22 protein-coding genes are annotated in these 20,408 nt (G+C 72.7%); 12 read left to right on the top strand and 10 right to left on the bottom strand.

Features of this window, described 5'->3' with window-relative positions:
• Positions 1 to 7: 7 nt before the first annotated feature.
• Entirely contained in the window at positions 8 to 946 is a 939-nt protein-coding gene (locus LX15_RS06170; protein ID WP_253668509.1) for a bifunctional helix-turn-helix transcriptional regulator/GNAT family N-acetyltransferase, read from the bottom strand.
• Between the two features lie 163 nt (positions 947 to 1,109).
• Between LX15_RS06170 and LX15_RS06165 the strand changes: the two genes are divergently transcribed.
• A complete protein-coding gene (locus LX15_RS06165) occupies positions 1,110 to 1,685 on the top strand; it encodes a DUF3090 domain-containing protein (RefSeq protein WP_253668508.1) in 576 nt (191 codons plus the stop codon).
• A gap of 10 nt (positions 1,686 to 1,695) precedes the next feature.
• Positions 1,696 to 2,490, top strand: coding sequence for an SCO1664 family protein (locus tag LX15_RS06160; RefSeq protein WP_253668507.1), 795 nt, complete (start codon positions 1,696 to 1,698; stop codon positions 2,488 to 2,490).
• Between the two features lie 17 nt (positions 2,491 to 2,507).
• Here LX15_RS06160 and LX15_RS06155 read toward each other — a convergent pair whose 3' ends face one another.
• Positions 2,508 to 3,188 carry a rhomboid-like protein gene (locus LX15_RS06155; RefSeq protein ID WP_253668506.1) on the bottom strand — a complete coding sequence of 227 codons (681 nt, stop codon included), beginning with the start codon at positions 3,186 to 3,188 and terminating at the stop codon, positions 2,508 to 2,510.
• A 143-nt stretch (positions 3,189 to 3,331) separates the two neighbouring features.
• Here LX15_RS06155 and LX15_RS06150 point away from each other — a divergent pair, with 143 nt between their 5' ends.
• A complete protein-coding gene (locus LX15_RS06150) occupies positions 3,332 to 4,300 on the top strand; it encodes an MBL fold metallo-hydrolase (protein ID WP_253668505.1) in 969 nt (322 codons plus the stop codon).
• Positions 4,301 to 5,152: 852 nt separating this feature from the next.
• On the opposite strand, the gene LX15_RS06145 is transcribed toward LX15_RS06150, so the two are convergent.
• Positions 5,153 to 5,905 carry a TetR/AcrR family transcriptional regulator gene (locus tag LX15_RS06145; protein ID WP_253668504.1) on the bottom strand — a complete coding sequence of 251 codons (753 nt, stop codon included), beginning with the start codon at positions 5,903 to 5,905 and terminating at the stop codon, positions 5,153 to 5,155.
• A 107-nt stretch (positions 5,906 to 6,012) separates the two neighbouring features.
• Between LX15_RS06145 and LX15_RS06140 the strand changes: the two genes are divergently transcribed.
• Complete coding sequence (locus tag LX15_RS06140; RefSeq protein WP_253668503.1) at positions 6,013 to 6,324, top strand: DUF1330 domain-containing protein; 312 nt, start codon at positions 6,013 to 6,015, stop codon at positions 6,322 to 6,324.
• Between the two features lie 191 nt (positions 6,325 to 6,515).
• Here the strand turns inward: LX15_RS06140 and LX15_RS06135 are convergent, their stop codons facing one another.
• Entirely contained in the window at positions 6,516 to 7,001 is a 486-nt protein-coding gene (locus LX15_RS06135; protein WP_253668502.1) for a MarR family winged helix-turn-helix transcriptional regulator, read from the bottom strand.
• A 77-nt stretch (positions 7,002 to 7,078) separates the two neighbouring features.
• Here LX15_RS06135 and LX15_RS06130 point away from each other — a divergent pair, with 77 nt between their 5' ends.
• Both LX15_RS06130 and LX15_RS06125 read left to right on the top strand, forming a co-directional pair.
• Entirely contained in the window at positions 7,079 to 8,335 is a 1,257-nt protein-coding gene (locus LX15_RS06130; protein ID WP_253668501.1) for a multidrug effflux MFS transporter, read from the top strand.
• A gap of 670 nt (positions 8,336 to 9,005) precedes the next feature.
• A complete protein-coding gene (locus LX15_RS06125; protein ID WP_253668500.1) occupies positions 9,006 to 9,755 on the top strand; it encodes a class I SAM-dependent methyltransferase in 750 nt (249 codons plus the stop codon).
• 173 nt (positions 9,756 to 9,928) lie between these two features.
• Here LX15_RS06125 and LX15_RS06120 read toward each other — a convergent pair whose 3' ends face one another.
• Genes LX15_RS06120 through LX15_RS06110 form a run of 3 tightly spaced genes read right to left on the bottom strand, consistent with a single transcriptional unit; the run spans position 9,929 to position 11,476 of the window.
• A complete protein-coding gene (locus tag LX15_RS06120) occupies positions 9,929 to 11,071 on the bottom strand; it encodes a sensor histidine kinase (RefSeq protein WP_253668499.1) in 1,143 nt (380 codons plus the stop codon).
• Between the two features lie 39 nt (positions 11,072 to 11,110).
• Positions 11,111 to 11,266, bottom strand: coding sequence for a hypothetical protein (locus LX15_RS06115; RefSeq protein WP_253668498.1), 156 nt, complete (start codon positions 11,264 to 11,266; stop codon positions 11,111 to 11,113).
• Between the two features lie 3 nt (positions 11,267 to 11,269).
• On the bottom strand, positions 11,270 to 11,476 hold the full coding sequence (locus LX15_RS06110) for a hypothetical protein (RefSeq protein ID WP_253668497.1): 207 nt from the start codon (positions 11,474 to 11,476) through the stop codon (positions 11,270 to 11,272).
• Between the two features lie 256 nt (positions 11,477 to 11,732).
• Between LX15_RS06110 and LX15_RS06105 the strand changes: the two genes are divergently transcribed.
• Positions 11,733 to 12,434: a response regulator transcription factor gene (locus LX15_RS06105; RefSeq protein ID WP_253668496.1), complete on the top strand. Its 702-nt coding sequence runs from the start codon at positions 11,733 to 11,735 to the stop codon at positions 12,432 to 12,434.
• Between the two features lie 94 nt (positions 12,435 to 12,528).
• On the opposite strand, the gene LX15_RS06100 is transcribed toward LX15_RS06105, so the two are convergent.
• On the bottom strand, positions 12,529 to 13,407 hold the full coding sequence (locus LX15_RS06100) for an NmrA family NAD(P)-binding protein (protein WP_253668495.1): 879 nt from the start codon (positions 13,405 to 13,407) through the stop codon (positions 12,529 to 12,531).
• Between the two features lie 172 nt (positions 13,408 to 13,579).
• On the opposite strand from LX15_RS06100, the gene LX15_RS06095 reads away from it, so the two are divergent.
• The gene (locus LX15_RS06095; protein WP_253668494.1) at positions 13,580 to 14,320 is read left to right on the top strand and encodes a hypothetical protein; all 741 of its coding nucleotides are present in this window, start codon (positions 13,580 to 13,582) and stop codon (positions 14,318 to 14,320) included.
• Positions 14,321 to 14,527: 207 nt separating this feature from the next.
• On the opposite strand, the gene LX15_RS06090 is transcribed toward LX15_RS06095, so the two are convergent.
• Positions 14,528 to 14,818 carry a hypothetical protein gene (locus LX15_RS06090; protein ID WP_253668493.1) on the bottom strand — a complete coding sequence of 97 codons (291 nt, stop codon included), beginning with the start codon at positions 14,816 to 14,818 and terminating at the stop codon, positions 14,528 to 14,530.
• Between the two features lie 263 nt (positions 14,819 to 15,081).
• Here LX15_RS06090 and LX15_RS06085 point away from each other — a divergent pair, with 263 nt between their 5' ends.
• The 4 genes from LX15_RS06085 to LX15_RS06070 all read left to right on the top strand — a co-directional run bounded on the left by LX15_RS06085 (position 15,082) and on the right by LX15_RS06070 (position 19,228).
• On the top strand, positions 15,082 to 15,903 hold the full coding sequence (locus tag LX15_RS06085) for a MerR family transcriptional regulator (RefSeq protein ID WP_253668492.1): 822 nt from the start codon (positions 15,082 to 15,084) through the stop codon (positions 15,901 to 15,903).
• A 45-nt stretch (positions 15,904 to 15,948) separates the two neighbouring features.
• Positions 15,949 to 16,932, top strand: coding sequence for a YobF C-terminal domain-containing protein (locus LX15_RS06080; protein WP_253668491.1), 984 nt, complete (start codon positions 15,949 to 15,951; stop codon positions 16,930 to 16,932).
• A gap of 45 nt (positions 16,933 to 16,977) precedes the next feature.
• Positions 16,978 to 17,928 carry a S66 peptidase family protein gene (locus LX15_RS06075; RefSeq protein ID WP_253668490.1) on the top strand — a complete coding sequence of 317 codons (951 nt, stop codon included), beginning with the start codon at positions 16,978 to 16,980 and terminating at the stop codon, positions 17,926 to 17,928.
• A 238-nt stretch (positions 17,929 to 18,166) separates the two neighbouring features.
• Complete coding sequence (locus LX15_RS06070) at positions 18,167 to 19,228, top strand: methyltransferase domain-containing protein (protein ID WP_253668489.1); 1,062 nt, start codon at positions 18,167 to 18,169, stop codon at positions 19,226 to 19,228.
• A gap of 593 nt (positions 19,229 to 19,821) precedes the next feature.
• Here LX15_RS06070 and LX15_RS06065 read toward each other — a convergent pair.
• The gene (locus tag LX15_RS06065) at positions 19,822 to 20,346 is read right to left on the bottom strand and encodes an AAA family ATPase (RefSeq protein WP_253668488.1); all 525 of its coding nucleotides are present in this window, start codon (positions 20,344 to 20,346) and stop codon (positions 19,822 to 19,824) included.
• Positions 20,347 to 20,408 lie beyond the last annotated feature (62 nt).

Below are 20,408 nucleotides of genomic sequence, written 5' to 3'. Positions count from 1 at the left end.
TCCTGTCTCATTCGCCGGACAGGTCCAGCACCCACCGTTGACGGACGAGGTCGTGGCCGAACGCGCGGTGGGGCTCCTCGGCCGCCAGCACGAACCCGCTCCCGCGGTACAGCCGTCGCGCCGCCTCCAGCACGTCCTCGCCCCACGCCTCGATCCGCCGGTAGCCGGCCTCCCTGGCGAACCGCACGCAGCGCTCGACCAACGCCGCGCCCACGCCCCGCCCCCTGGCGGTGGGTTCGACCAGCAGCAGCCGGAGCTGGGCGGTGGTGGCGTCCTGCGCCGTGCAGAACACGCAGCCCACCGGCTGGCCGAACAGCTCGGCGATCCACGCCGCCTCGCGCCCGCTGTCGTGCCGGGTCGCCTGGTCGCCCACCATCTGGGCCACCGCGGCCTCGAACGTCACATCCCAGCCGTGCTCCTGCGCGTAGAGGGCGCCGTGGCGGTGCACCACCCAGCCGTAGTCGCCGGGCCGCGGCGGGCGCAGCACGAGCCGGGGTCGCGCGGCGGGCGCGAAGGTGGGGTCCAGCAGGGTGTGGATGACCTCCATCGCCGAGGTCAGGCGCCGCTGCTGGTCGTCGTCGAGGTGGTCGAGCAGCTCGCGCACCTGGCGGGCCGAGCGGCTGTCCAGCTCGGCGTAGGCGGCCCGCCCCCGGTCGGTCAGGCGGATCACCTGGCGGCGGGCGTCGGCCCGGGAGCGCTCCCTGACCACCAGCTCGGCCCCCTCGAACCGGGCCAGCAGCCGGCTCAGGTAGCCGGCGTCGATGTCGAGGTCGCGGCGCAGGGCGGCGACCTCGCTGGTGCCGACCTGCGCCAGCTCGTGGAGCACGCGGGCCTCGGTCAGCGAGTAGGCGGTGCCCAGCAGGTGGTCGCGCAGCACGCCGATGACATTGGTGTAGAAGCGGTTGAACGCCCGGACGGCGGCGACCCGGTCGTCTGGAACGGCCACCTGGGACTCCCGGCTCCCCCACGGAAAGTTGACGCGGTCAACAATAGGTGGGCCGGTGTGACCCCGACAACGGTCTGTCCGCTCAGGGCGGACAAACCCACGGGCCCACACGGCCCGCCCGGAGGTGCTTCCCCGGTTCCGGTGGCCTAGGGTCGGAGGCGTCATGGGCCGTGTCATTCACGTATTCCGCCAGCCCGACCGGTTCGTCGCCGGCACCGTCGGGCAACCCGGCGATCGCGTCTTCTACCTCCAGGTCTCCGAGGCCGCGCGCACCGTCAGCGTCATGCTGGAGAAACAGCAGGTCGCGGTGCTGGCCGAGCGACTGACCGCGTTGTTGGAGGAGGTGCGGCAGCGCTTCGACGCCGAGGTGCCCGCCACCGCCCCCGAGGACCTGGTCGACACCGAGCCGCTGGAGGTCCCGGTCGAGGAGGAGTTCCGGGTCGGCACGATGGGGCTGGGCTGGGACTCCGAGAGCGAGGCCGTGGTCATCGAGCTGCTCGCGATCACCGAGGAGGAGGTCGACGAGTCGGTCGTGCTCGACGACACCGAGGAGGGGCCCGACGCGGTGCGGGTCTTCCTCACCCCCGGCCAGGCGCGCGCGTTCGCCGAACGGGCCGAGCGGGTCGTCGCCGCCGGACGTCGCCCCTGCCCGCTGTGCGCCGAGCCGCTGGACCCCGCCGGCCACATCTGCCCCCGACAGAACGGCTACCGGCGCGTCGAGACCGCCGAGGGCGAGTGAAGGACCCGACGTGCACCCAGCGGACCCGGGGGCGACCGCGCTGTTGACGCACGGCCGGATCGAGGTGCGCGGACGACTCGTCGACGCGTCGAACGCCACCCTGTTCTGCGAGGTCAGCCACGACGGCGTGACCGCGGAGGCCGTGTACAAGCCGGTGCGCGGCGAGCGCCCACTGTGGGACTTCCCCGACGGCACCCTCGCCGGCAGGGAGGTCGCCACCTACCTGGTGTCGGCGGCCAGCGGCTGGGACCTGGTGCCGCCGACGGTGCTGCGGGACGGCCCGTTCGGCCCCGGCATGGTCCAGTTGTGGGTGGACACCGACCCCGAGCGGGAGCTGGTCGACGTCGTGCCGCCGGAGAAGGTGCCCGAGGGGTGGCGCGCGGTGCTGCGGGCCCACGACCGGCTCGGCGAGCCGGCGGTGCTCGCGCACGCCGACCACCCCGGGGTGCGGCGGCTGGCCGTGTTCGACGTGGTGGTCAACAACGCCGACCGCAAGGGCGGGCACGTGCTGCACGGGGTGGACGGCTCCGTCTACGGCGTCGACCACGGCATCTGCCTGCACGTCGAGGACAAGCTGCGCACCGTCCTGTGGGGATGGCTCGGCGAGCCGTTGCCGGAGGAGGCCGTGGCGGTGCTGCGCCGCCTGCGTGAGGACGTCGACGGGGCGTTGGGCGAGCAGCTCGCCGAGCACCTGACCCGCAAGGAGGTGCAGGCCGTGGCGGACCGGGTGGACCGGCTGCTGGCCGGCGGGGTGTTCCCCGCGCCCTCCTCGGAGTGGCCGGCGATTCCCTGGCCGGCGTTCTGACCCCGGCTCCCGACGGTTCACCCGCGTGGCGGGGGCGCCGCGGCGCGCCGCCTCCGCCACGCCTGACCCGGGTCCCAGGTGGGCCGGTCGTGGGTGAGCGGCCGGCAGGCCACACCCAGCAGGAACGCCGACAGGTGCCCCACGTCGTCGTAGGTCCGGTTCACCACCAGCGTGAGGGCCAGCAGCGTGAACATGACCAGGCCGTAGCGGGCTGACCAGGGCCGGGCCAGCCGCCACACCAGGACGCCGGCGGCGGCCGCGACGCCGTAGCTCGCGCCGACGTCGACGCCGAACACCAGGGCCCGGCTCTCCTGGCCGAGGTGGATCCGCAGCGCCAGCAGCCCCTGGGCGACCAGGGTGCCTCCGGCGTGCCCGGTGACCACCACGGCCAGCCAGCGCAGGGTGCCCAGCCACCGTTCCAGCGGGTGGAGGAAGACCAGGAACATCACCAGGAACTGCGCCAGGCCGAGCCAGACCAGCACGGCGCTCGGCGAGATCCAGAACGCGCTGGCCACCAGTACCCGGAACGGGTGATGCGCGAGCTGGTAGAGGTTGGTGCTGCGCCGCACCAGCAGCCGCTCCTGCACCCACTCGGGCAGGCTGGCCAGGACCACAGTCGTGGCGGTCAGCGCGAGGAACCACAGGGTGGTGCCCGGCGCCCGCCGCACGAACCGGCCGACGACGGCTGCGCTGCTCACGGCTGACACCGCGTCATGCTACGAACCGCTCCGGCCCGGCGGCGGCGAACGAGCCGGTGACCCCGGTCTCGTCGAACTCGTCGAACGCGGCGGACCGCCGGCACGCCGGGCGGACGATGGTCATCGGCTGGCAGGCTGGGGACATGACGACCACGCCGACCACCCGTCGTTGGCCGACGAGCTTCGCCGACCGCCTCACCGCTCCCCTGCCCGGTCCCCGGCACATCCTGCGCGCCCTACGCGAGGGCGCCTTCCGCGCCTCCACGGCGGAGGCCGACCGGATCCCGGTGCGCCGCGACGGCGCCCTGCCGGACCTGGCGTCCGGCTCGGCCTCGGTGACGTGGGTGGGGCACGCGACGTACGCGCTGCGGTTGGGCGGGGCCTGCGTGCTCACCGACCCGGTGTGGTCGGCGCGCATCCCCGGTGTGCCGCGCCGGATCACCCCGCCCGGGCTGGCGTGGTCCGCGCTGCCCCCGGTGGACGCGGTGGTGATCAGCCACAACCACTACGACCACATGGACGCCCCGACGTTGCGGCGGCTGCCCCGCACGACCCCGGTCCTGGTCCCCGCCGGGCTGGGGACGTGGTTCCGGCGGCGCGGGTTCCGGGCCGTGGTGGAGCTGGACTGGTGGGAGTCGGCGGAGGTGGCGGGGCTGCGGTTCGACTTCGTCCCCGTCCACCACTGGAGCCGGCGCGCGTTGTTCGACACCTGCCGCAGCCTGTGGGGCGGGTGGGTGGTGACCGCGCCGGACGGCCCTCGGCTGTTCCACGCCGGCGACTCCGGCTACGGCCCCTTCTTCGCCGAGATCGGGCAGCGGCTTCCCGGCATCGACGTGGCCATGCTGCCGGTGGGCGCCTACCACCCCCGCTGGTTCATGAAGGCGGTCCACATGGACCCGGACGAGGCGGTGCGGGCCGCCGGGGACGTGGGCGCGCGGCGGATGGCCACCATGCACTGGGGCACGTTCGTGCTGTCCGGGGAACCGTTGCTGGACCCGCTGCTGCGGACCCGCGCGGCCTGGCGCGAGGCGGGCCGGGACCGGGAGGACCTGTGGGACCTGGCGGTCGGCGAGACCCGCGTGGTGACCGCCGAGGCGACCGACCGCTCCTGACGAGGCCCGGTGGGGACGGCTAGGGCGTGTCTGGTGGATCTTGTTGTTGGGGTGGGGCGGAGTCCTTGTTCCTGGGCAAGGAGTTGGTGTCCGGTGCGACGCGGGGCGGTGTGGGAGCCGTTGTTGCCGGATCGATCGCCGTGTCGGGGCGGCAGGGTGGTGTGTTCCCGCCTCAGCCTGATCGGGGGCATCGCTTCCCAAGGACCCGATTGGGTGTGTCGCGGCGGGAGGTGCCGGAATGGTTCGGGCTCTGTGGCAGACGCTGGGTGAGCGGCGGTCACGCTGAAAGCGTGGACGGCACGTGGAGTCGTCTGGTCGGCCAGGTCCGAGGGCGGACCTGACCAGGGAATGGGTGGCGTCGGTGGACTCCAGCCTGTCTCCGGGTGCACCAGCACAGCGCAGCTCCCCGTGACACAGGGGGGCGTGGCCGGATCACAGGAAACCGACCGCGGAGCCCGCTGACCACCGCGTCACCGCCTAGTCACCGCACCCGCGTGCCAGGCCGGAGCAGGTGATCGCGGACAAGGGGCTACTCCAGCCGCGCCGACCGGGAACATCTGGCCCGGACGCGGCACTAGATCAACCCTTCAGGAGAAGGACGACCAGGTCGAGAACCCATCGCCGTCGCGGCTCGGCCGGCGGGCGTCCCTCTGCCTTCAGTACACAGATCGACACGGGACGTGGTCGGGTGCTGCTGCAACCGGTTCAAGGGTTGTCGCGGCATCGCCGCCCGCTAGGACCGGCTGGTCCGCGACTGCCTTGGTGGGCTGAACCTTGTTGGTCTGCTCGCCTGGCTCCGTGATCCGTCAGACACACCCTAGGGCCGTTCCCGCCAGGCCTGGTCGTGGCGCGTCAGGCGGGGGCCGACCTGAGCGAGCCGACGAGGTCGAGCATCTCGGCCCGGTACAACGCGGCCGGGTCGGTGGACACCGCGCCCAGGTGGCCGTAGATCTCCAACGTGACCAGCCCGTGCAGCCGGCCCCACACGCGCAACGCGAGTGCGACCACGGAGGGCGAGAGGTCGTCCACATCGGCCCGGATCTTGTCCAGGTAGCTCGCCGGGAAGTCGGACCAGTCGAAGCCCTCGGCGTTGCCAGCGTCGTTGGCGTTGTTGGCGGCGTTGGTTGACGTGGTGCGCCCGGCGGCGCACGCCTCGGCCACCAGCCGGTTGAGTCCACAGCAGACACGGCGCGCGGCCTCGGCGGCCGGGCCGCCGGCTGGCGCTTCGTAGCCGGGGACCGGGTCGCCGTAGACGAGGCGGAACCCCTCGGGGTTGGCCAGCGCCCACTCCCGCAGGGCCAGGCCCCAGGCCAGCAGGCGCGCGCCCGGGTCGGTGGCGGGCGCGGCGTCGCGCGCCCGCTCCAGCGCGTCCGCGAGTGAGGCGCTGACCTCGGCGACCAGCGCGGTGACCAGGTCGTCGCGTGTCGGGAAGTAGCTGTAGATGGCGCGCGCCGTCATGCCCATCTCCCTGGCGATGCCGCGCAGGGAGATCGCGCCGGGACCCTCGGCGGCCATCTGCCGCAGGGCGATCGCGGTGATCTCGCGGGTGGTCTCCGCGCGGAGCCGCTCCCGCCGGCTCAACTTCGGACCGGTCGTCGCTGACACGCTTGACACCCTACCCCGTTGCGATACTCTTCGGCGGCGCAAAAGTACACGGCGTTTCCTATTTCTACGCCGGGTAGGCACGGACCGCTCACCGAGGGAGAACCGCCATGACCGCTTACGTGATCGTCGAGGCCGAGGTGCTGGACGAGGTGAGGGCGCTGGAGTACCGCCGGCTCGCGGAGCCATCGATCGCCCGGTACGACGGCCGCTACGTCACCCAGGCCGCGGTCCCCGAGGCCGTCGAGGGCACGTGGCCCGCGTCCCGGGTGATGACCATCGTGGAGTTCCCGTCCCTGGAGCGGGCCAGGCAGTGGTACTCCTCCCTCGAGTACGCCAGGGCGAGGGCGGCGCGCGAGGGCGCGATCGACCTGCGTCTGCTCTTCACCGAGGGCAGGCTCGCCGAGCCGATGCCCGCCTGAGCCCTCGGCCGGATCTCCTTGCGCCTGAACCGAACGCGTTCATCCACATAGGACAAGAGCGCCCCGTTGCCAGCACCCTCCGCACCGGGGTTCGGCCCGCCTGCGGAGCGCCGACAGAGCGGTGTGCGCAGGCCAGGGAGACCCCCGCGCGGGAGTGAAACGCCGGCAGTGACTGGTCAGGCGTTCGCCGGTCAGCGCGCCGCGTTCCGACGTTCCCGGAGCGCGGCGCCCAGGGCGCGGAGCGCGGGCACGGCCGCGGTGAGCGCCTCCCGCTGGTCGGCCGGCAGGGTGGCGAGGGCGTCGGCGAAGATCTCCGCCCACGAGTCCTCGATCAACGCCATGCCGTGCTCGGCTCCCCTGGTGGGGAAGAGCTGGACGGCGCGCCGGTCGTGGGGGTCGGGCTCGCGCCGGACCAACCCGAGGGCGACCAGGCCCCGCACGGCGGTGCTGACGTTGCTCGCGTGCAGGCCGAGTTCGCGGGCGAGGGTGCTGGTCCCGACGCCCGGCGAGTCGAGCACGAAGCGCAGCACGTCGAGATCGGTGGGCGGCAGCGGCGCCAGGCCGGACTCCGCCACTCCCCGGAAGCGCAGGACGCGGGTGAGCGCGTAGAGCGCCGGGGTGAGTCGCCGGGCCTCGCGCAGCAGGTCCTGGCCGTCGTCGGATTCGTCCTTGCTCACCCCCCGATGGTAGAGATAGTTATAGATACATAACCATAGCTAGCGACGGATTCTCTCGCCCTCACTCAGGAGCAGCCATGACCGTCTCCGCCTCCGCCCGTCCCGACCGCGAGGTGACACCACCCCCACCACCGGCCCGGCTCACGGCGGCGCTGGCCCTGCTGTCGTTCGTCGAGCCGCTGGCGACCAACATGTACCTGCCGGGTTTCCCGGAGATGACCGGGGAACTCGCCACCGACGCCGCCGGCGTCCAGCTCACGCTCACCGCCTTCCTGGTCGGCCTCGCGGTCGGGCAGTTGGTGCTCGGCCCCCTCTCCGACCGGTACGGACGCCGGACGCCGATCCTGGTCGGCACCGCGGTCTGCACGGTGGCCACCGCCGTGTGCGCCGTGGCGCCCACCCTGGAGGTCCTGATCGCCCTGCGGTTCGTCATGGGCTTCAGCGGCGCGGCGGGCGTCGTGGTCGGACGGGCCGTCGTCACCGACGTCACCAGCGGACCGGTGGCCGCGAGGATCTTCGGCATGCTGATGGCCCTCGGCGGCATCGCGCCCATCGTGGCGCCGCTGGCCGGCGGCGTCGTCGTCAGCGACGCGGGCGGCTGGCGCGCGGTGTTCTGGGTGCTCGCGGCCACATCCGCGCTCATGTTCCTGGCCGCGTTGTTCTTCGTGCCGGAGAGCCTGCCCGCGGCGCGACGGCACTCCGACGGGGCGCGGGGCACGCTCCGGGCCGCGGCCTCCGTCCTGACCAACCGCCAGTACCTCGGCTACATGCTCGCCTTCTGCCTCACCGCCGGAGCCCTGTTCTGCTACATCGCCGCCTCACCGTTCCTGTTCCAGGACGTGCTGGGCTTCGACGTCGGCGAGGCGTCGGTCGTCTTCTCCGCCGGCGCGCTCACCGCGACCCTCTCGTGCGTGGCGGCGGCCCGGCTGGTGTCCCGCCACCGCCCGGAGTCCCTGCTGGCCACGGGCCTGGTCGTGCTGGTCGCGGCCAGCGCGGCTGCCCTGGCCGTCACCCTCGCCGGAGACCTCACGCGCTTCTGGGCGCTGGGGCTCATCGGCGTCGGGTTCCTGGGGCTGGGCCAGGTCTTCGCCGCCGCGCCCGCCCTCGCCCTCCAACGCGTGCCCCACGCGGCCGGCACCGGATCGGCGGTGCTGGGCACGGTCCAGAACGCGCTGGGCGCGGCCGTCTCTCCCCTGATGGGCATCGCCGGCAGGCACACCGTGGTGCCGTTGTTCCTCGGCATGACCCTGTGCGCGCTCGGCGCCGGGCTCGCCCTGCTGCTGACCAGGGCGCGGCCCACCGTGGCGCGTCCGGCCGTCCCCACGCTGCCCTAGAACCTGTCCTCAAAGCCAGATGAGCAGCGCGGCCAGATCGACCATCCCTCGGTAGGAGGTGGCGGTCTTGTCGAACCGGGTCGCGATGGCACGAAACCGCGTACGTGGATCGTCGTGGTGGGTCCCCACGGGACCGAGGCGATGGCGTGATCAACTGGCTCACGGTGCCCGCCGCCGGTGTGTCCGCCCCCTGTGTGGGAGGCCGTCGTGCGGCGGGCGCTGGGGGCGTGCTGGTGCGCATCGCACGATGCTGGAGTCGATCGCCACCCCCGGGGCGGGTTCGTTGATCGCCTCAGCGATCACCCGCGCCTCTGTCACCAGGGTGGTCCCGGTTTCGGTGGGCGACCATCGCCAGAACTGGTTGTCGACGCCTCTTCCCCGGCCCCTGTCATTCCGGCAGGTCACGCCACGCCACACCGGTCTTGGCCTGGAACAGCATTCCGTTGATCACCCGGAACCTCGTTCGTCCAGGGGCGTCCTTTCGCACCGGAAGGGGGCAGCAGCGGTTTGATCGCCCGCTACTGCTCGTCGGTCAACTCGTGCCCGCGCACCAAAACCTAAGATCACACCAGATCAGCCACACCAGCTTTGAGGACAGGTCCCAGAACCTCGCCCACCACGCCCGTTCGGCCGAGCGTCCTTCGACAGGGCTTCGGTTACTGTCGCGAGGGTGGCGACCGGGGCCGAGTTCGACGCGGGGTATCTGCGGTGGCGGGCCAGCGAGGCCCACGCGGCCCTGATCGGGGAGGGTCTTCCCACGCGGGTCCAGCCGTTCTCCTTCGTGCCGCTCGCCGGCCTCGCGTCGGTCCTCGACGCGCTGGCGCTCAGTCCCGGCCAGACACTGGTCGACCTGGGCTGCGGCCGGGGCGGCCCCGGCCTGTGGTTGGCAGAGCAGGCACGTGCCCGACTGATCGGTGTCGACGCCTCCCGTGTGGCGGTCGCCGACGCTCGGCAACGGCAACACCTGTTCCCGACGGTGCCGCACGCGTGCTTCACGGTCGCGGAGGTCGCCACCACCGGGTTGCCGGACGCGTGCGCGCACGCGGTGGTCTCCATCGACGTGCTTCAACTGGTCGATGACCAACCCGCGATGGCGCGAGAGGCGGTGCGGCTGCTGCGGCCGGGAGGCCGGCTCGCCCTCACCACCTGGGAGGGGTCTGGTTCGGCGCCACAGCGTTTTCCCCGCGACCTCGCCGGATTGCTCGCCGATGCCGGACTGCGCGTCGACGCCATCGTCGAGCAACCCGCGTGGGCGAAACGGCAGTACGACATCTATGCGCGGGCGGCAGCCGCCGCCGAAGCCGGCGGTGACCCGGCCGTTGAGGACCTGGCCGCAGAGGGACGCCGCGCGCAAGCCTGGCGGCACGCGGTGCGCCGGGTGCTAGTCACCGCGCACCACCCAGCCTCTCCACAGCCGTAGCGTTCCGGGGAGGGGCGGCTTTGCCGCAAGAAGCGGGGCTGATCAGGTCGGAGACGACGGTCAACGACCGTGCATGACCTCCAGGTCGTCGATGACGCGCCGCTGGAGACCGAACACGACTTCAGTGCGGGCCTCATCGTGACTCCCACGTCCGTCATCCGCACCTGGCGAGATCACGCGGGCACCTCGGCGGTGACCCGCCAACACCGTCCCCCGTCCGTCCACCCGGCGTGGAGCGTGCCGCCGACCAGGGCCAGCCGTTCCCGCATCCCGGTGAGCCCGTAGCCGGTCCGCTCCTCACCGCGACCGCCCCCGAGCACCTCGTTGCGCACCTCCAGCCGCACGGAATCGTCCCCATAGGACAGTTCGATCCGGACGGACGCGCCCGGGGCGTGCCTGGTCACGTTGGTGATCGCCTCACGCGCGACGCCCACCAGGGCGACCGTCGTGGCAGGCGGGAGCGGACGCTCCCGGCCGGTCGTCACCACCTCCACCGCGCCGTGGTGGTCCGCCCGGTACCGCTCGGCGAGGACCATCAGAGCCGACGGGAGGGACGGGACGTCGTCGCGCAACGCGGCCACGGCGTTGCGCGCCTCCACCAGTCCCTCCTCGGCGAGCTGGTGGCACCGGCGCACCCGCTCGCGGGCAGCCGCGCGGTCACCCCGCTCCAGCAGCGCGTCGACCACCTTGAGCTGGACGCTCAACGCGCCGAGCGAGTGCGCCAGCACGTCGTGGATCTCCCGCGCGATCCGGGCGCGCTCGTCCAACGCCGCCGCCCTGGCCTGTTCCCGCCGCACCAACAGGCTCTGGCGGAGCAGGACCTCGGACTGCTCGGCGCGGAGCCGGTGCTGCCGCCGGTTCAGCCCGAGCAGGGTGAGCACCAGGACCAGCAGTGCGTAACCCAGCACGTCCTCGACCGACCGACCGGCCAGCAGGCTGCTGCCCACGGTCAGCCCGAGGCATCCGGCCACGGCCACGCCGAGCTGCCATCCCCTCGGCGTCGCCCACGCGGCGAACCGGCCGAGCACCACACAGACGGCGATCACCGCCGTGGAGTCCTCGGCCGGCCCGACCGCGGCGGCCGAGACCGCCGCGCCGAGGACGACCGCGATACCCGCCCACCCGGGCCGCCGCCGTTCCAGCAGGAGATAGAGGAACCAACACAGCAGGGTCACCAGGTAGGCCCCGTACACCCACGGCGACCCCTCCCGGACGGTGGCCACCGCGACGACCAGGACCCCGGTGCCAAGGACCTGGATCACCGCGTGGGACAGGTCCGCCCCGGACACGGGCCGGGCGCCCCCAGGTGCGGTCATCGCGTCGCTTCCCGTCCTCCTCCGGCCCACGCGGTGACGCTATCTCCTGCCCGCCCTACGCCAGATGATCACCATCGCGACGAGTGCGAGAACGGCCACGACCAGCACGATCCCGAACTCCCACACCTTGTGCAGGAGAAGTTCGACGACGATGTCGTGTCCGTTGTCCCCGGCGAGCGTCCCGTGCCTGTCCATGGGTCAGCGTCGCCTTCCCCGCCGGTTCTCCATCCACGCCCGGAACACGGGTTCGGCGTACTTGCGGGCGTCGTCCAGTCGCCCTTTCCGCCGCAACACGACCAGGACGGCGAAACCGACGACCACGAGGATCGCCACGCCCACCGCGATGACGGCGAACCGGAGCAGCAGGAAGGTCATGACGCTTCCACTGTCGAGTGCCAGGTTCATTGTTCTCGTTCCCTCCGAAGAATGCGGGGGAACGGTAGGTCCGTGGAGGGGCGGAGAAGGACCACCCCGGGGTGGAGATCCGGGTGGAACTACTCCCCGTCACCACTGCGCGGAACGTCCCGTTTCACGTCGGACACCTGTTTTCGTCACCGTGATGTTTGACGTCGCCCCTCCTGACCGGCTTCCGGCGAGCGGAGGCCTGACCCGGGCGGCGCTAGGTTGTGCCAACGGGAACGACAGGTGTGGGGTGGTGGCGGTGCCCGTTCCCTCCGAGGAGGAGACGATCCGGGTCCTGGTCGTGGACGACCAGCAGGCCGTGCGGGAGGGGCTGGCCGCGTTGGTCGGCCTGACCGACGGGTTGGAGGTCGTCGGCCAGGCCGGGGACGGGGCCGAGGCCGTGCGGCTGGCGGCCGAGACCGCGCCGCACGTGGTGTTGATGGACCTGCGCATGCCGATCATGGACGGGGTCGAGGCCACCGCGCGGCTGCGCCGCGACCACCCTGGGGTGGCGGTGCTGGTGCTGTCGACCTACGCCGACCAGGAGCTGGTCGTGGCGGCCCTGTCCGCGGGGGCGCGTGGCTACCTCACCAAGGAGGCCAGCCGCACGCAGATCGAGACCGCGATCCGCTCGTGCGCCCACGGACAGTCCACCCTGGACGCTGCGGTGTCGGCGCGGCTGGTCGCCAGCCTCCCCGGAGCCGGAGCCGGAGCCGGGGGCGGGGCCGGGGCCCGGTGGGGGTCGGGGCGCCGTCCCCTCCCCGACGGGCTGACCCGGCGGGAGGGGGACGTGCTGGTGCGCATCGCGCGGGGCCTGACCAACCGGGAGATCGCCCGCGAGCTGTGCGTCGAGGAGTCCACGGTCAAGACCCACATCAACAACGCCTTCGCCAAGATCGGCGCACGGACCCGCAGCGACGCCGTGCGCTACGCGTATCGCCAGGGGCTGGTCGAGCCCTGACCTGACGCGCGGCGGACACGCGTCAGGTCAGGGCTCACTGAGCGGGGTGCCTCGACCTCGGGGCACGCGCCACGATCTCCCAGGGTAGTCCGGGTCACCGCGTCGCGGCCACGGCATTGACGGCCGGAGCCAGCACCTCGGACGCGAAGACGTCGATCGACCGGGGCGAACGACCCAGCACGCGCCGCACGCCGTCGCCCAGGCCCGAGGCCGGCTCGGCCAGGTAGTTCCGGTACAGGTCCTCCAGGCCGGTCAGGGTGTAGGAGGACATCCCCGCCTCCCGGTACCGCGCGCGCCAGGCGTCGTCCAGTGGCACGTCGACGAACCGCACCGGCCGGCCCAGCGCGGCGGCGAACCGCTCCGCGATCGCCGGCAGCGTCAGCTCCTCCGGGCCGCTCAGCTCGACGTCCCCGCCGACGGGCTCGTCCGCGAGGAGTTCGGCGACCGCGACCTCGGCGATGTCCCGCGCGTCCACGAAACCCCGCGCGCCCACCCCCGCCGGGTCCGGCAGCGACCCCTCGGCGAGCGCGACGGCCGTGGACAGGAAGTTCTGCATGAACCGGTCGGGGCGCAACACCGTCAGCTCCGGCACCCCGGCCTCGGTCAGGCGGCCCACGATCTCGTCGTGCACCCCGGTGACGGCGTCCGGCGTGATCCCAGGGCCGAACGCCCGCGCGCCGAGCTTCACGATCCGCCGCACGCCCGCGTCGAGCGCAGCCAGGCCGAAGGCGGTCTCGACGGCGACCTGGTCGTCGCCGAACGGGTGGGCGAGGTAGAGCCGCTCGACCCCGGCCAGCGCCCGGCGCACGTCCTCCGGGTCGGCGGCGTCGCCGAGGACGATCTCGCCACGCACCGCTCCCACCGCGCTCGCGCCGCGCTCGGAACGGACCAGGTACCGCACGTCCTCCCGGTTCCGCAGCGCGTCGGTGATGTGCCGCCCCACGTTGCCGTTCGGCGTGGTGATCAAGAACATCGAGGCTCTCCCCCAGGTCGGTCCCGCTCACTCCTGATCACATCACGGCCACGGAGAACGCCGACGACCTGGTGCGCCTCCACCTTCCCCTCCCCCTCGGCCGAAAGCGCTTGGTCCGCGCGGCCGGGGACCCCAGGATCACCTCCTGAAGATCGCCGCGAGGGGGAGCGCCATGGCCAGCCGCCAGGTGGGGGCGACACCGGATGATCTCGGTCGTCTCCAGGCGCTGGCGCGACGCCTCTGGTCGCCCGACCGCCGGTTCCACGTCGACGACCTGGTATGGGGCTGGCACTCGGTCCCCGGCGCGGCGGCGACGTTCCGCACCGCGTTCTGGCAGGACGGCGAGGCGGTGCTCGCCGGGGCCTGGGTGGAACCGCCCGGCCATCTGGAGCTACTCGCGGACCCCGGGGCGGCAGACCTGCTGCCCGAGGTCCTCGACTGGTTCGACTCGGTCGCCGCCGGCCGCGACCGTTCCTGCCTGGTGATGGAGGGCGATGTCCAGGAGCGCGGGGCGCTCCGCGACGGTGGGTACCGCCCCCAGGAAGGCGGCCCCTTCTTTCCGCGACACGCCCACGACCTGGTCGCCCTTCCCGAGGCGTCCCTGCCGGACGGGTTCACGATCACCCACGTCACCAGGGACGACGCCGACCGGAGGGTCGCGGCGCACCGCGCGGGCTGGTCGGACTTCGGCTCCCACGTCACCGGGGAGAGCCACCGGCGCGTCATGGCCTGCCCGCCCTACCGCACCGCGACTGACCTCGTCGTGGTCTCGCCGGGCGGAGAGGGGGTGGCGTCGGCGCTGGGCTGGGCTGGTACGACGAGACCACCAGGACCGGCCTGGTCGAGCCCGTCTCCTGTGCTCCCGCGTTCCGGGGCCGCGGCTTGGCCAGGGCGGTCAACATCGCCCTCCTGACACATCTTCCGATCACCGGGCGCGAGCGGCGCGGTGGTCCTGCCGCGCGGCGACGCCGCCCACCCGGTGCCTCGGCGGCTGTACCGGTCCCTGGGCCACCAGCCCGGTGCGCGCACGCCTCCACACCCAGCGGTGACACCGTCAACGGCAGTGACGACGCCGTGCCGCTCTCCTCGGACCGCCTGACCTCCCCCGGCTCCGACGTGGTCAGTCGATCTGCACGCTGCTGCCGTACTGGAAGACCCCGCCACCGCCAGGGGGAATCAGGGCGACCATCGTGCCCGAGCACTCGGCGTCGTCGAAGACGGAGGCCATGCTGTCGGTGTTGTTCGCGATCGTCATCGGGTACTGCTCGCTGGCGAAGCAGCCACTCGGGTCCTGGTGCCGCTTGCCGTCGACCACCAGCGTCCCCTGGGCCGCCTCCGCCGGGCCGGGCGCGGTCACGGCCGCCGCGACGGCCAGGGCGAGGGCTGCCAGCGTCGTCACCACAGGTCGCATGATCCGTCCCTCCTGGTCACCGGCGGCGTCCACGCTCCGCCACCTACCGCGAGGGTCTGTCGCCCGCTCGCCGGCGCCCACTCCGACCCGACATCACCAACCGTCCGGGTTACTCGCTTCACCTGGTCCAGTCGCGACCCGGGAAGTGCGGGGCGACGCGCGGGCAGGCTCGACGCACCCGTCGATGGCCGGTAACGCCCGTTGATGGTCGGCGGGGCGCGCTTGACCCTGCCACCGTGTGAGGCCCTGAACTGGAGGGCGTCATGGTCACGATCGGAGATTTCGCCAAGTACGGGCGCGTGTCGGTGCGCATGCTGCGCCACTACGACGCCATCGGGCTGCTGCGGCCCGCCCACGTCGATCCGTCCAGCGGCTACCGCTTCTACGCGGCGGCGCAGCTCGCGCGGCTCAACCGGATCATCGCGTTGAAGGAGCTGGGGTTCACCCTCCAGCAGGTGCGGTCGATCCTGGACGAGCGCGTCAGCGTCGAGGAGCTGCGGGGCATGCTGCGGCTGCGGCGGGCCGAGCTGGCGGCGGCGATGGCCGAGGCCGCGTCCCGGCTGGCCCAGGTCGAGGCGAGGCTCCGCAGCATCGAGAGCGAGGGCCGCATGTCGCGGGACGACGTCGTGCTCAAGAGGATTCCGCCGGTGCGGGTGGCCGAGCTGACCACCACGGCCGCCAGCTACGCGCCAGAAGACATCGGACCGGCCATCCGCCCCCTCTACGAGGAACTGTGCCGGCGGCTGGACGCCGCGGGCGTGGTTCCCACCGGACCCGGGATCGCTTACTACGAGGACTCCCCGGAGGGCGACGGCAGGATCGTCGTGCACGCCGGCGTCGTCGTGTCCGAGCGGACACGCGGCGGCCAGGGCCTCTCCGTGGTCGACCTGCCCGGCTTCGAGGCGGCGACGATCGTGCACCGGGGCTCCATGGACGGCGTGCTGGCCAGCGCGCAGGTCCTGGCCCGGTGGATCGACGCGAACGGCTACCGGTCGGCCGGCTACGCGCGGGAACTCACGCTGGAAGCCCCGGAGGACCTGTCCCGGTGGGTGACCGAGCTCCAGGAGCCCGTCACCCGCGCCTGAGGCCAGCGCACCCCGCCGTCCGCTCCCCGTCACCCGAGGTCGATCATGCTCGCCTACGAGGGGTCCAACCCGTACTGCTACACCCACTCGCTGTCGATGGTGCTCGGCTCGCTGGCCCCGCCGCCGGCGGTGATCGAGACGCTGACCTGCTCGCCGTTCGGCGTCGAACTGGTCGGGGGCGCCACTCCCCTGTTCGACCCGTACGGATGGGACCCCGAGATCGGTGTCGACACCGCCCTCGACCTGCTCGGGTGGCGCTGCCAACGGCACCACGGAGGCACGCCGGAGCAGGCCGTGGAACGCCTGCGGGCCGCCTGCGCCCAGGGACCGGTGATGGTCGGCCCGGTCGACATGGGATTGCTGCTGTACCAGCCGGAATCCGGCGCTGCGGACGGCGCCGACCACTACGTGGTGGTGCTGGCCGTCGAGGACGACACGGTCGTCCTCCACGACCCGCACGGCCACCCGTTCGCCACGTTGCCGACCGAGGCGTTCCTGGCCGCCTGGCGCGCCGAGGCCGTCCCCTACGTCGACACGTCGTTCGTGATGCGCACCGACTTCGCGCAGGAGCGCGAGGTCAGCGTGGGCGAGGCGCTGCGGACCTGTCTTCCCCAGGCGATCCGGTGGCTGGAGGGCCGCGACGACCGGCCGATGCCCCCGGGATCGCTCGGGGGCGCAGCCGCCCTGCAACGGCTGGCCGTCCAGGTCGAGCAGGGCCTCGACCCCGAGGTGCGGGCCATGCTCGCCGTGTTCGCGGTCCGGGTCGGCGCCCGCCGACTCGCCGGCGCCGCACGCTGCCTGGCACTGCTGGGCCTGTCCGACCCGGCCGGGATCGCCGCCGAACAGGCCCGTCTGCTCGGGAGCGCGCAGTATCCGCTCGTCGCGCGGGACGACCAGGCGCTGGCGCGGGTGCTGCGACAGTTGGCCCCGACCTACGAGCGCCTGCGCGACGCCCTCACGGCGGCCGTCGACCAGGCGCACCTGAGCACCACGACGGGAAGGGGTGACCTGCCGCCGTTTTCTTCCTAGGCTCGCCCCGTGGGCCGTGGAACTGATCACGACGCGGGGTCCGGAGTGGACGAAGACCTGACGGCGGCGGGACGGCCGAGGGAACGGCCGCGCCGGCTGCGCCCCGGGCAGCGCGTCGCGGTGGTGGCGCCGGCGGGGCCGGTCGAGCCGGAGCTGCTGGAGCGCGGCGTGGCCATCCTGCGGTCCTGGGGTCTGGAGGTGGTGCTGGGCGAGCACGTCCTCGACCGGCACCCTGGCCTGGACTACCTCGCCGGCCGGGACCAGGACCGCGCCGCCGACCTGGAACGGGCGTGGTGCGACCCGGAGGTCGCGGCCGTGTTCTGCGCCAGGGGCGGCTACGGCAGCCAACGCGTCCTCGACCTCCTCGACTGGGCGGCGATGCGCCAGGCCGGCCCGAAGCTGCTGGTGGGCTCCAGCGACATCACCGCCCTGCACGGGGCGTTCGCCACGCGTCTGGACCTGGTGACGGTGTTCGGCCCGATGGTGGCCACCCGGGCCTTCGCGGCCGACGAGGCCGCCGCCGACCACCTGCGGCGCAGCCTGTTCACCCCGCACGAGACGACGGTGCTGCGCCGCGACGGCGCGATGGCGTTGGTGTCGGGCCGGGCCAGCGGGCTGGTGGTGGGCGGGAACCTCAGCCTGCTGGCCTCCGGCGTCGGCGATCCCCTGGCGCCGCCCTCGGCCTCCGGCGCGCTCGTGCTGCTGGAGGACGTCGGGGAGGACCCCTACCGGCTGGACCGCATGGTCACGCAGTTGGACAGGGCTGGCTGGTTCGACGGTGTGCGCGGGATCGTGCTCGGGTCCTGGGTGGACTGCGGACCGGTCGAGGAGGTGCGGTCGGTGCTGGCCGAGCGCCTGTCCGCCCACGGCGTGCCGGTGTTGTGGGAGTTGGGCTTCGGGCACTGCGTGGGCCAGTTGACGGTGCCGCTGGGCGTGCGGGCCGTGCTGGACGCCGACGCCGCGACGCTGACCCTGCGCGAACCCGCGTTGCGTTGATCTGTCGCGGGTGAGTCGACCACCGGTTGTTAGGCTGTGCTTGTTAGATTGGGCCCATGACGTTCTTCTTCCGACTCTGACGCGACCGCTGGCGGGTTGCGGACATCCCCTCGCCAGCGATGCGGGGCGGTGACGACACCGCTCCGGGTCGCGACGTGGGAGAAGATCAAGTGATCTCTTGTGTGCCGGCGCGCGTGCGCGCCGGAGACGCACCGCGTCCTGGCGCCGTCGTCACGTCGTGACGGCCGCGCGCCTGGTGGCGCGGACGGTGCGGGGCATCGAGCCGGTGGTGGTGGAGGAGATCCGCCATCTCGGGCTGGGCGAGGTCGAGCGGGTGGGGCACCGCGAGGTGTGGTTCCGCTGCGCCGACCCCGGCCCCGCGGTGTTGGGACCGCGCTGCGTAGACGACGTGTTCCTCGTGGCCGCCACCGTGAGGGGCGTGGGACGGGACCGGGCCAGCCTGCGACTGCTGACCGAGGTGGTCGCCGCACTGCGGGTGGAGCCGTTGCTGGCGCTGCGCGAGCGCTGCGACGGCTCCCCTGCTGTGTCCACTGTGGACGTTTCCGCGTCCTTCCTCGGGCGCCGCAACTACTCGCGGTACGACCTGGAGGACGCGGTGGGCGAGCCGCTCGCCGCCGCGACGGGCCTGCCGTACCACAGCAGGCGGGGCGGACTCGCCCCTCCGCCGGGCGGGCTGTCGTGGCGGCTCACGGTGGAGGAGGACCGCGCGCTGTTGGCATTACGGATCAGCGCACGCCCCCTGCACCGCAGGCCTTATCGGCAAACCACGCGGACCGGAAGCCTGCACCCACCGCTGGCCGCCGCCCTGGTGCGACTGGCGCAGCCACGCCGGGGCGCCCGGTTGCTCGACCCGTGTTGCGGCGTGGGAACGGTGCCGATCGAGGCGGCCCTGCTCGACCCAACCTTGTCCGTCCTCGGCAGCGACCAGGATCCGACCGCGATCGCGGGAGCGGTCGCCAACAGCGCGAACACACCCATCGCGTGGGCGGTGGCCGACGCCGGCCGCCTGCCGGTCGCCACGGGTTCGGTCGACGTCGTGGTGAGCAATCCGCCCTGGGACCGCCAGGTGCCTCCGGCTGGAGTCCTGGCCCGACAACCACGTCGGTTCTGGCGGGAGATCCGTCGGGTGCTGACTCCCGAAGGGCGGGCGGTGCTGTTGATGCCCGACGTCGAGGAGTGGCTGCCCCACGCGGCCAGCGTCGGACTGGAAGTCGTCGACCGACGCCCGGTCAGCCTGTTCGGCTCCCACCCGGAGATCGTCCGACTGGCGGTGAGATAGCCGAGGCACCACGTGTGATCGGGAGAACGGCTGGCCTCGGGGCTCGCGCAACTCGCCGACCCCCGAGGCCAGCCCTGACACTCGACCTGCCGCCACACGAGAGCATCCCCACCCCCGCCTGCGCGGGGAGCACCTCATCGGTCGGGGTCGGCACCGTATGACCACCGATCACCCCCGCATGCGCGGGAAGGATGCCGTGAGCCTATCCAGGCTGCGGCGAGGGACCGACTCACCCCGCGTACGCGGGGAAGACCTGGTCGTGCTCAGCCAACCACCGCATGACCTGGACACACCCCCGCGTGCGCGGGGAAGACAGAGCGCAGGGCGTGCACAGCACCAGGTGCCAGGACTCACCCCCGCGTGCGCGGGGAAGACACGATGTCGATCCGGTGTCCGGCCTGACGAACCGACTCACCCCCGCGTGCGCGGGGAAGACCCTTCGCGACCTGGGCTAACAGGAGGGCGTTACCAAAACTTGACCTTGTGCGCGTCGGTTCAGTGCGGTGCCTCCTCGGGAAGCCTCTCCTGTTCCCACAACCTGTAGATCTTCGTTCATTCGATGCCGTGCTGGGGCCGAATCCCGGCTCTTGGTGTCACCAGGAGGTCGCGCGCACCACGTCGTGCGCGATCTCCTGAACGGATCGGCCGTCGGTGGGGATGCGGACGGTGCCGGGCGGCGCCACCTCGTCCAGCTTCCGGGCCATCGTCCGGCTCCGCTCGACGTGCGCGGCGAGCTGGGAGCCGATCTCGCGTCGGGCCAGGCGTTCCCGGACGGTTTCCTCCTCGGCGGTGAGCAGGACCCGCGTCGTCATGACCGGGCCGCCGCCCATGGCCCGCCGGATCATCGGTTCCTCCAGCACGCTGACCGTGTTCGTGTAGATCAGGCGGTGCTGGCCGAGGGCGACGTAGTTCGCCCAGATCGAGGCGAGGTTGCGTTCGGTGATGCGCGTGCGGAGCGGGTCGTCGGTGGGCGCGGGGTGGATCTGGTCCAGGAAGTCGCCCTCCACCAAACAGTGCGCGGTCCCCTTCCCCCGCAACAGTTCGGAGACCTCCCACGCCACCGAGGTCTTCCCGACGCCCGAACGCCCACCGATGAGCAACAGTGCGAACGCAGCCACGGCCGCAGAGCCTGGCAGAGCATCCGAGACCGGAGCACGCGGATTTGCCCGGCGGGGAGCCA

Source organism: Streptoalloteichus tenebrarius (assembly GCF_024171885.1).
Taxonomy (GTDB): Bacteria; Actinomycetota; Actinomycetes; order Mycobacteriales; family Pseudonocardiaceae; genus Streptoalloteichus; species Streptoalloteichus tenebrarius.
This window is presented reverse-complemented; position numbering and strand designations above follow the sequence as displayed.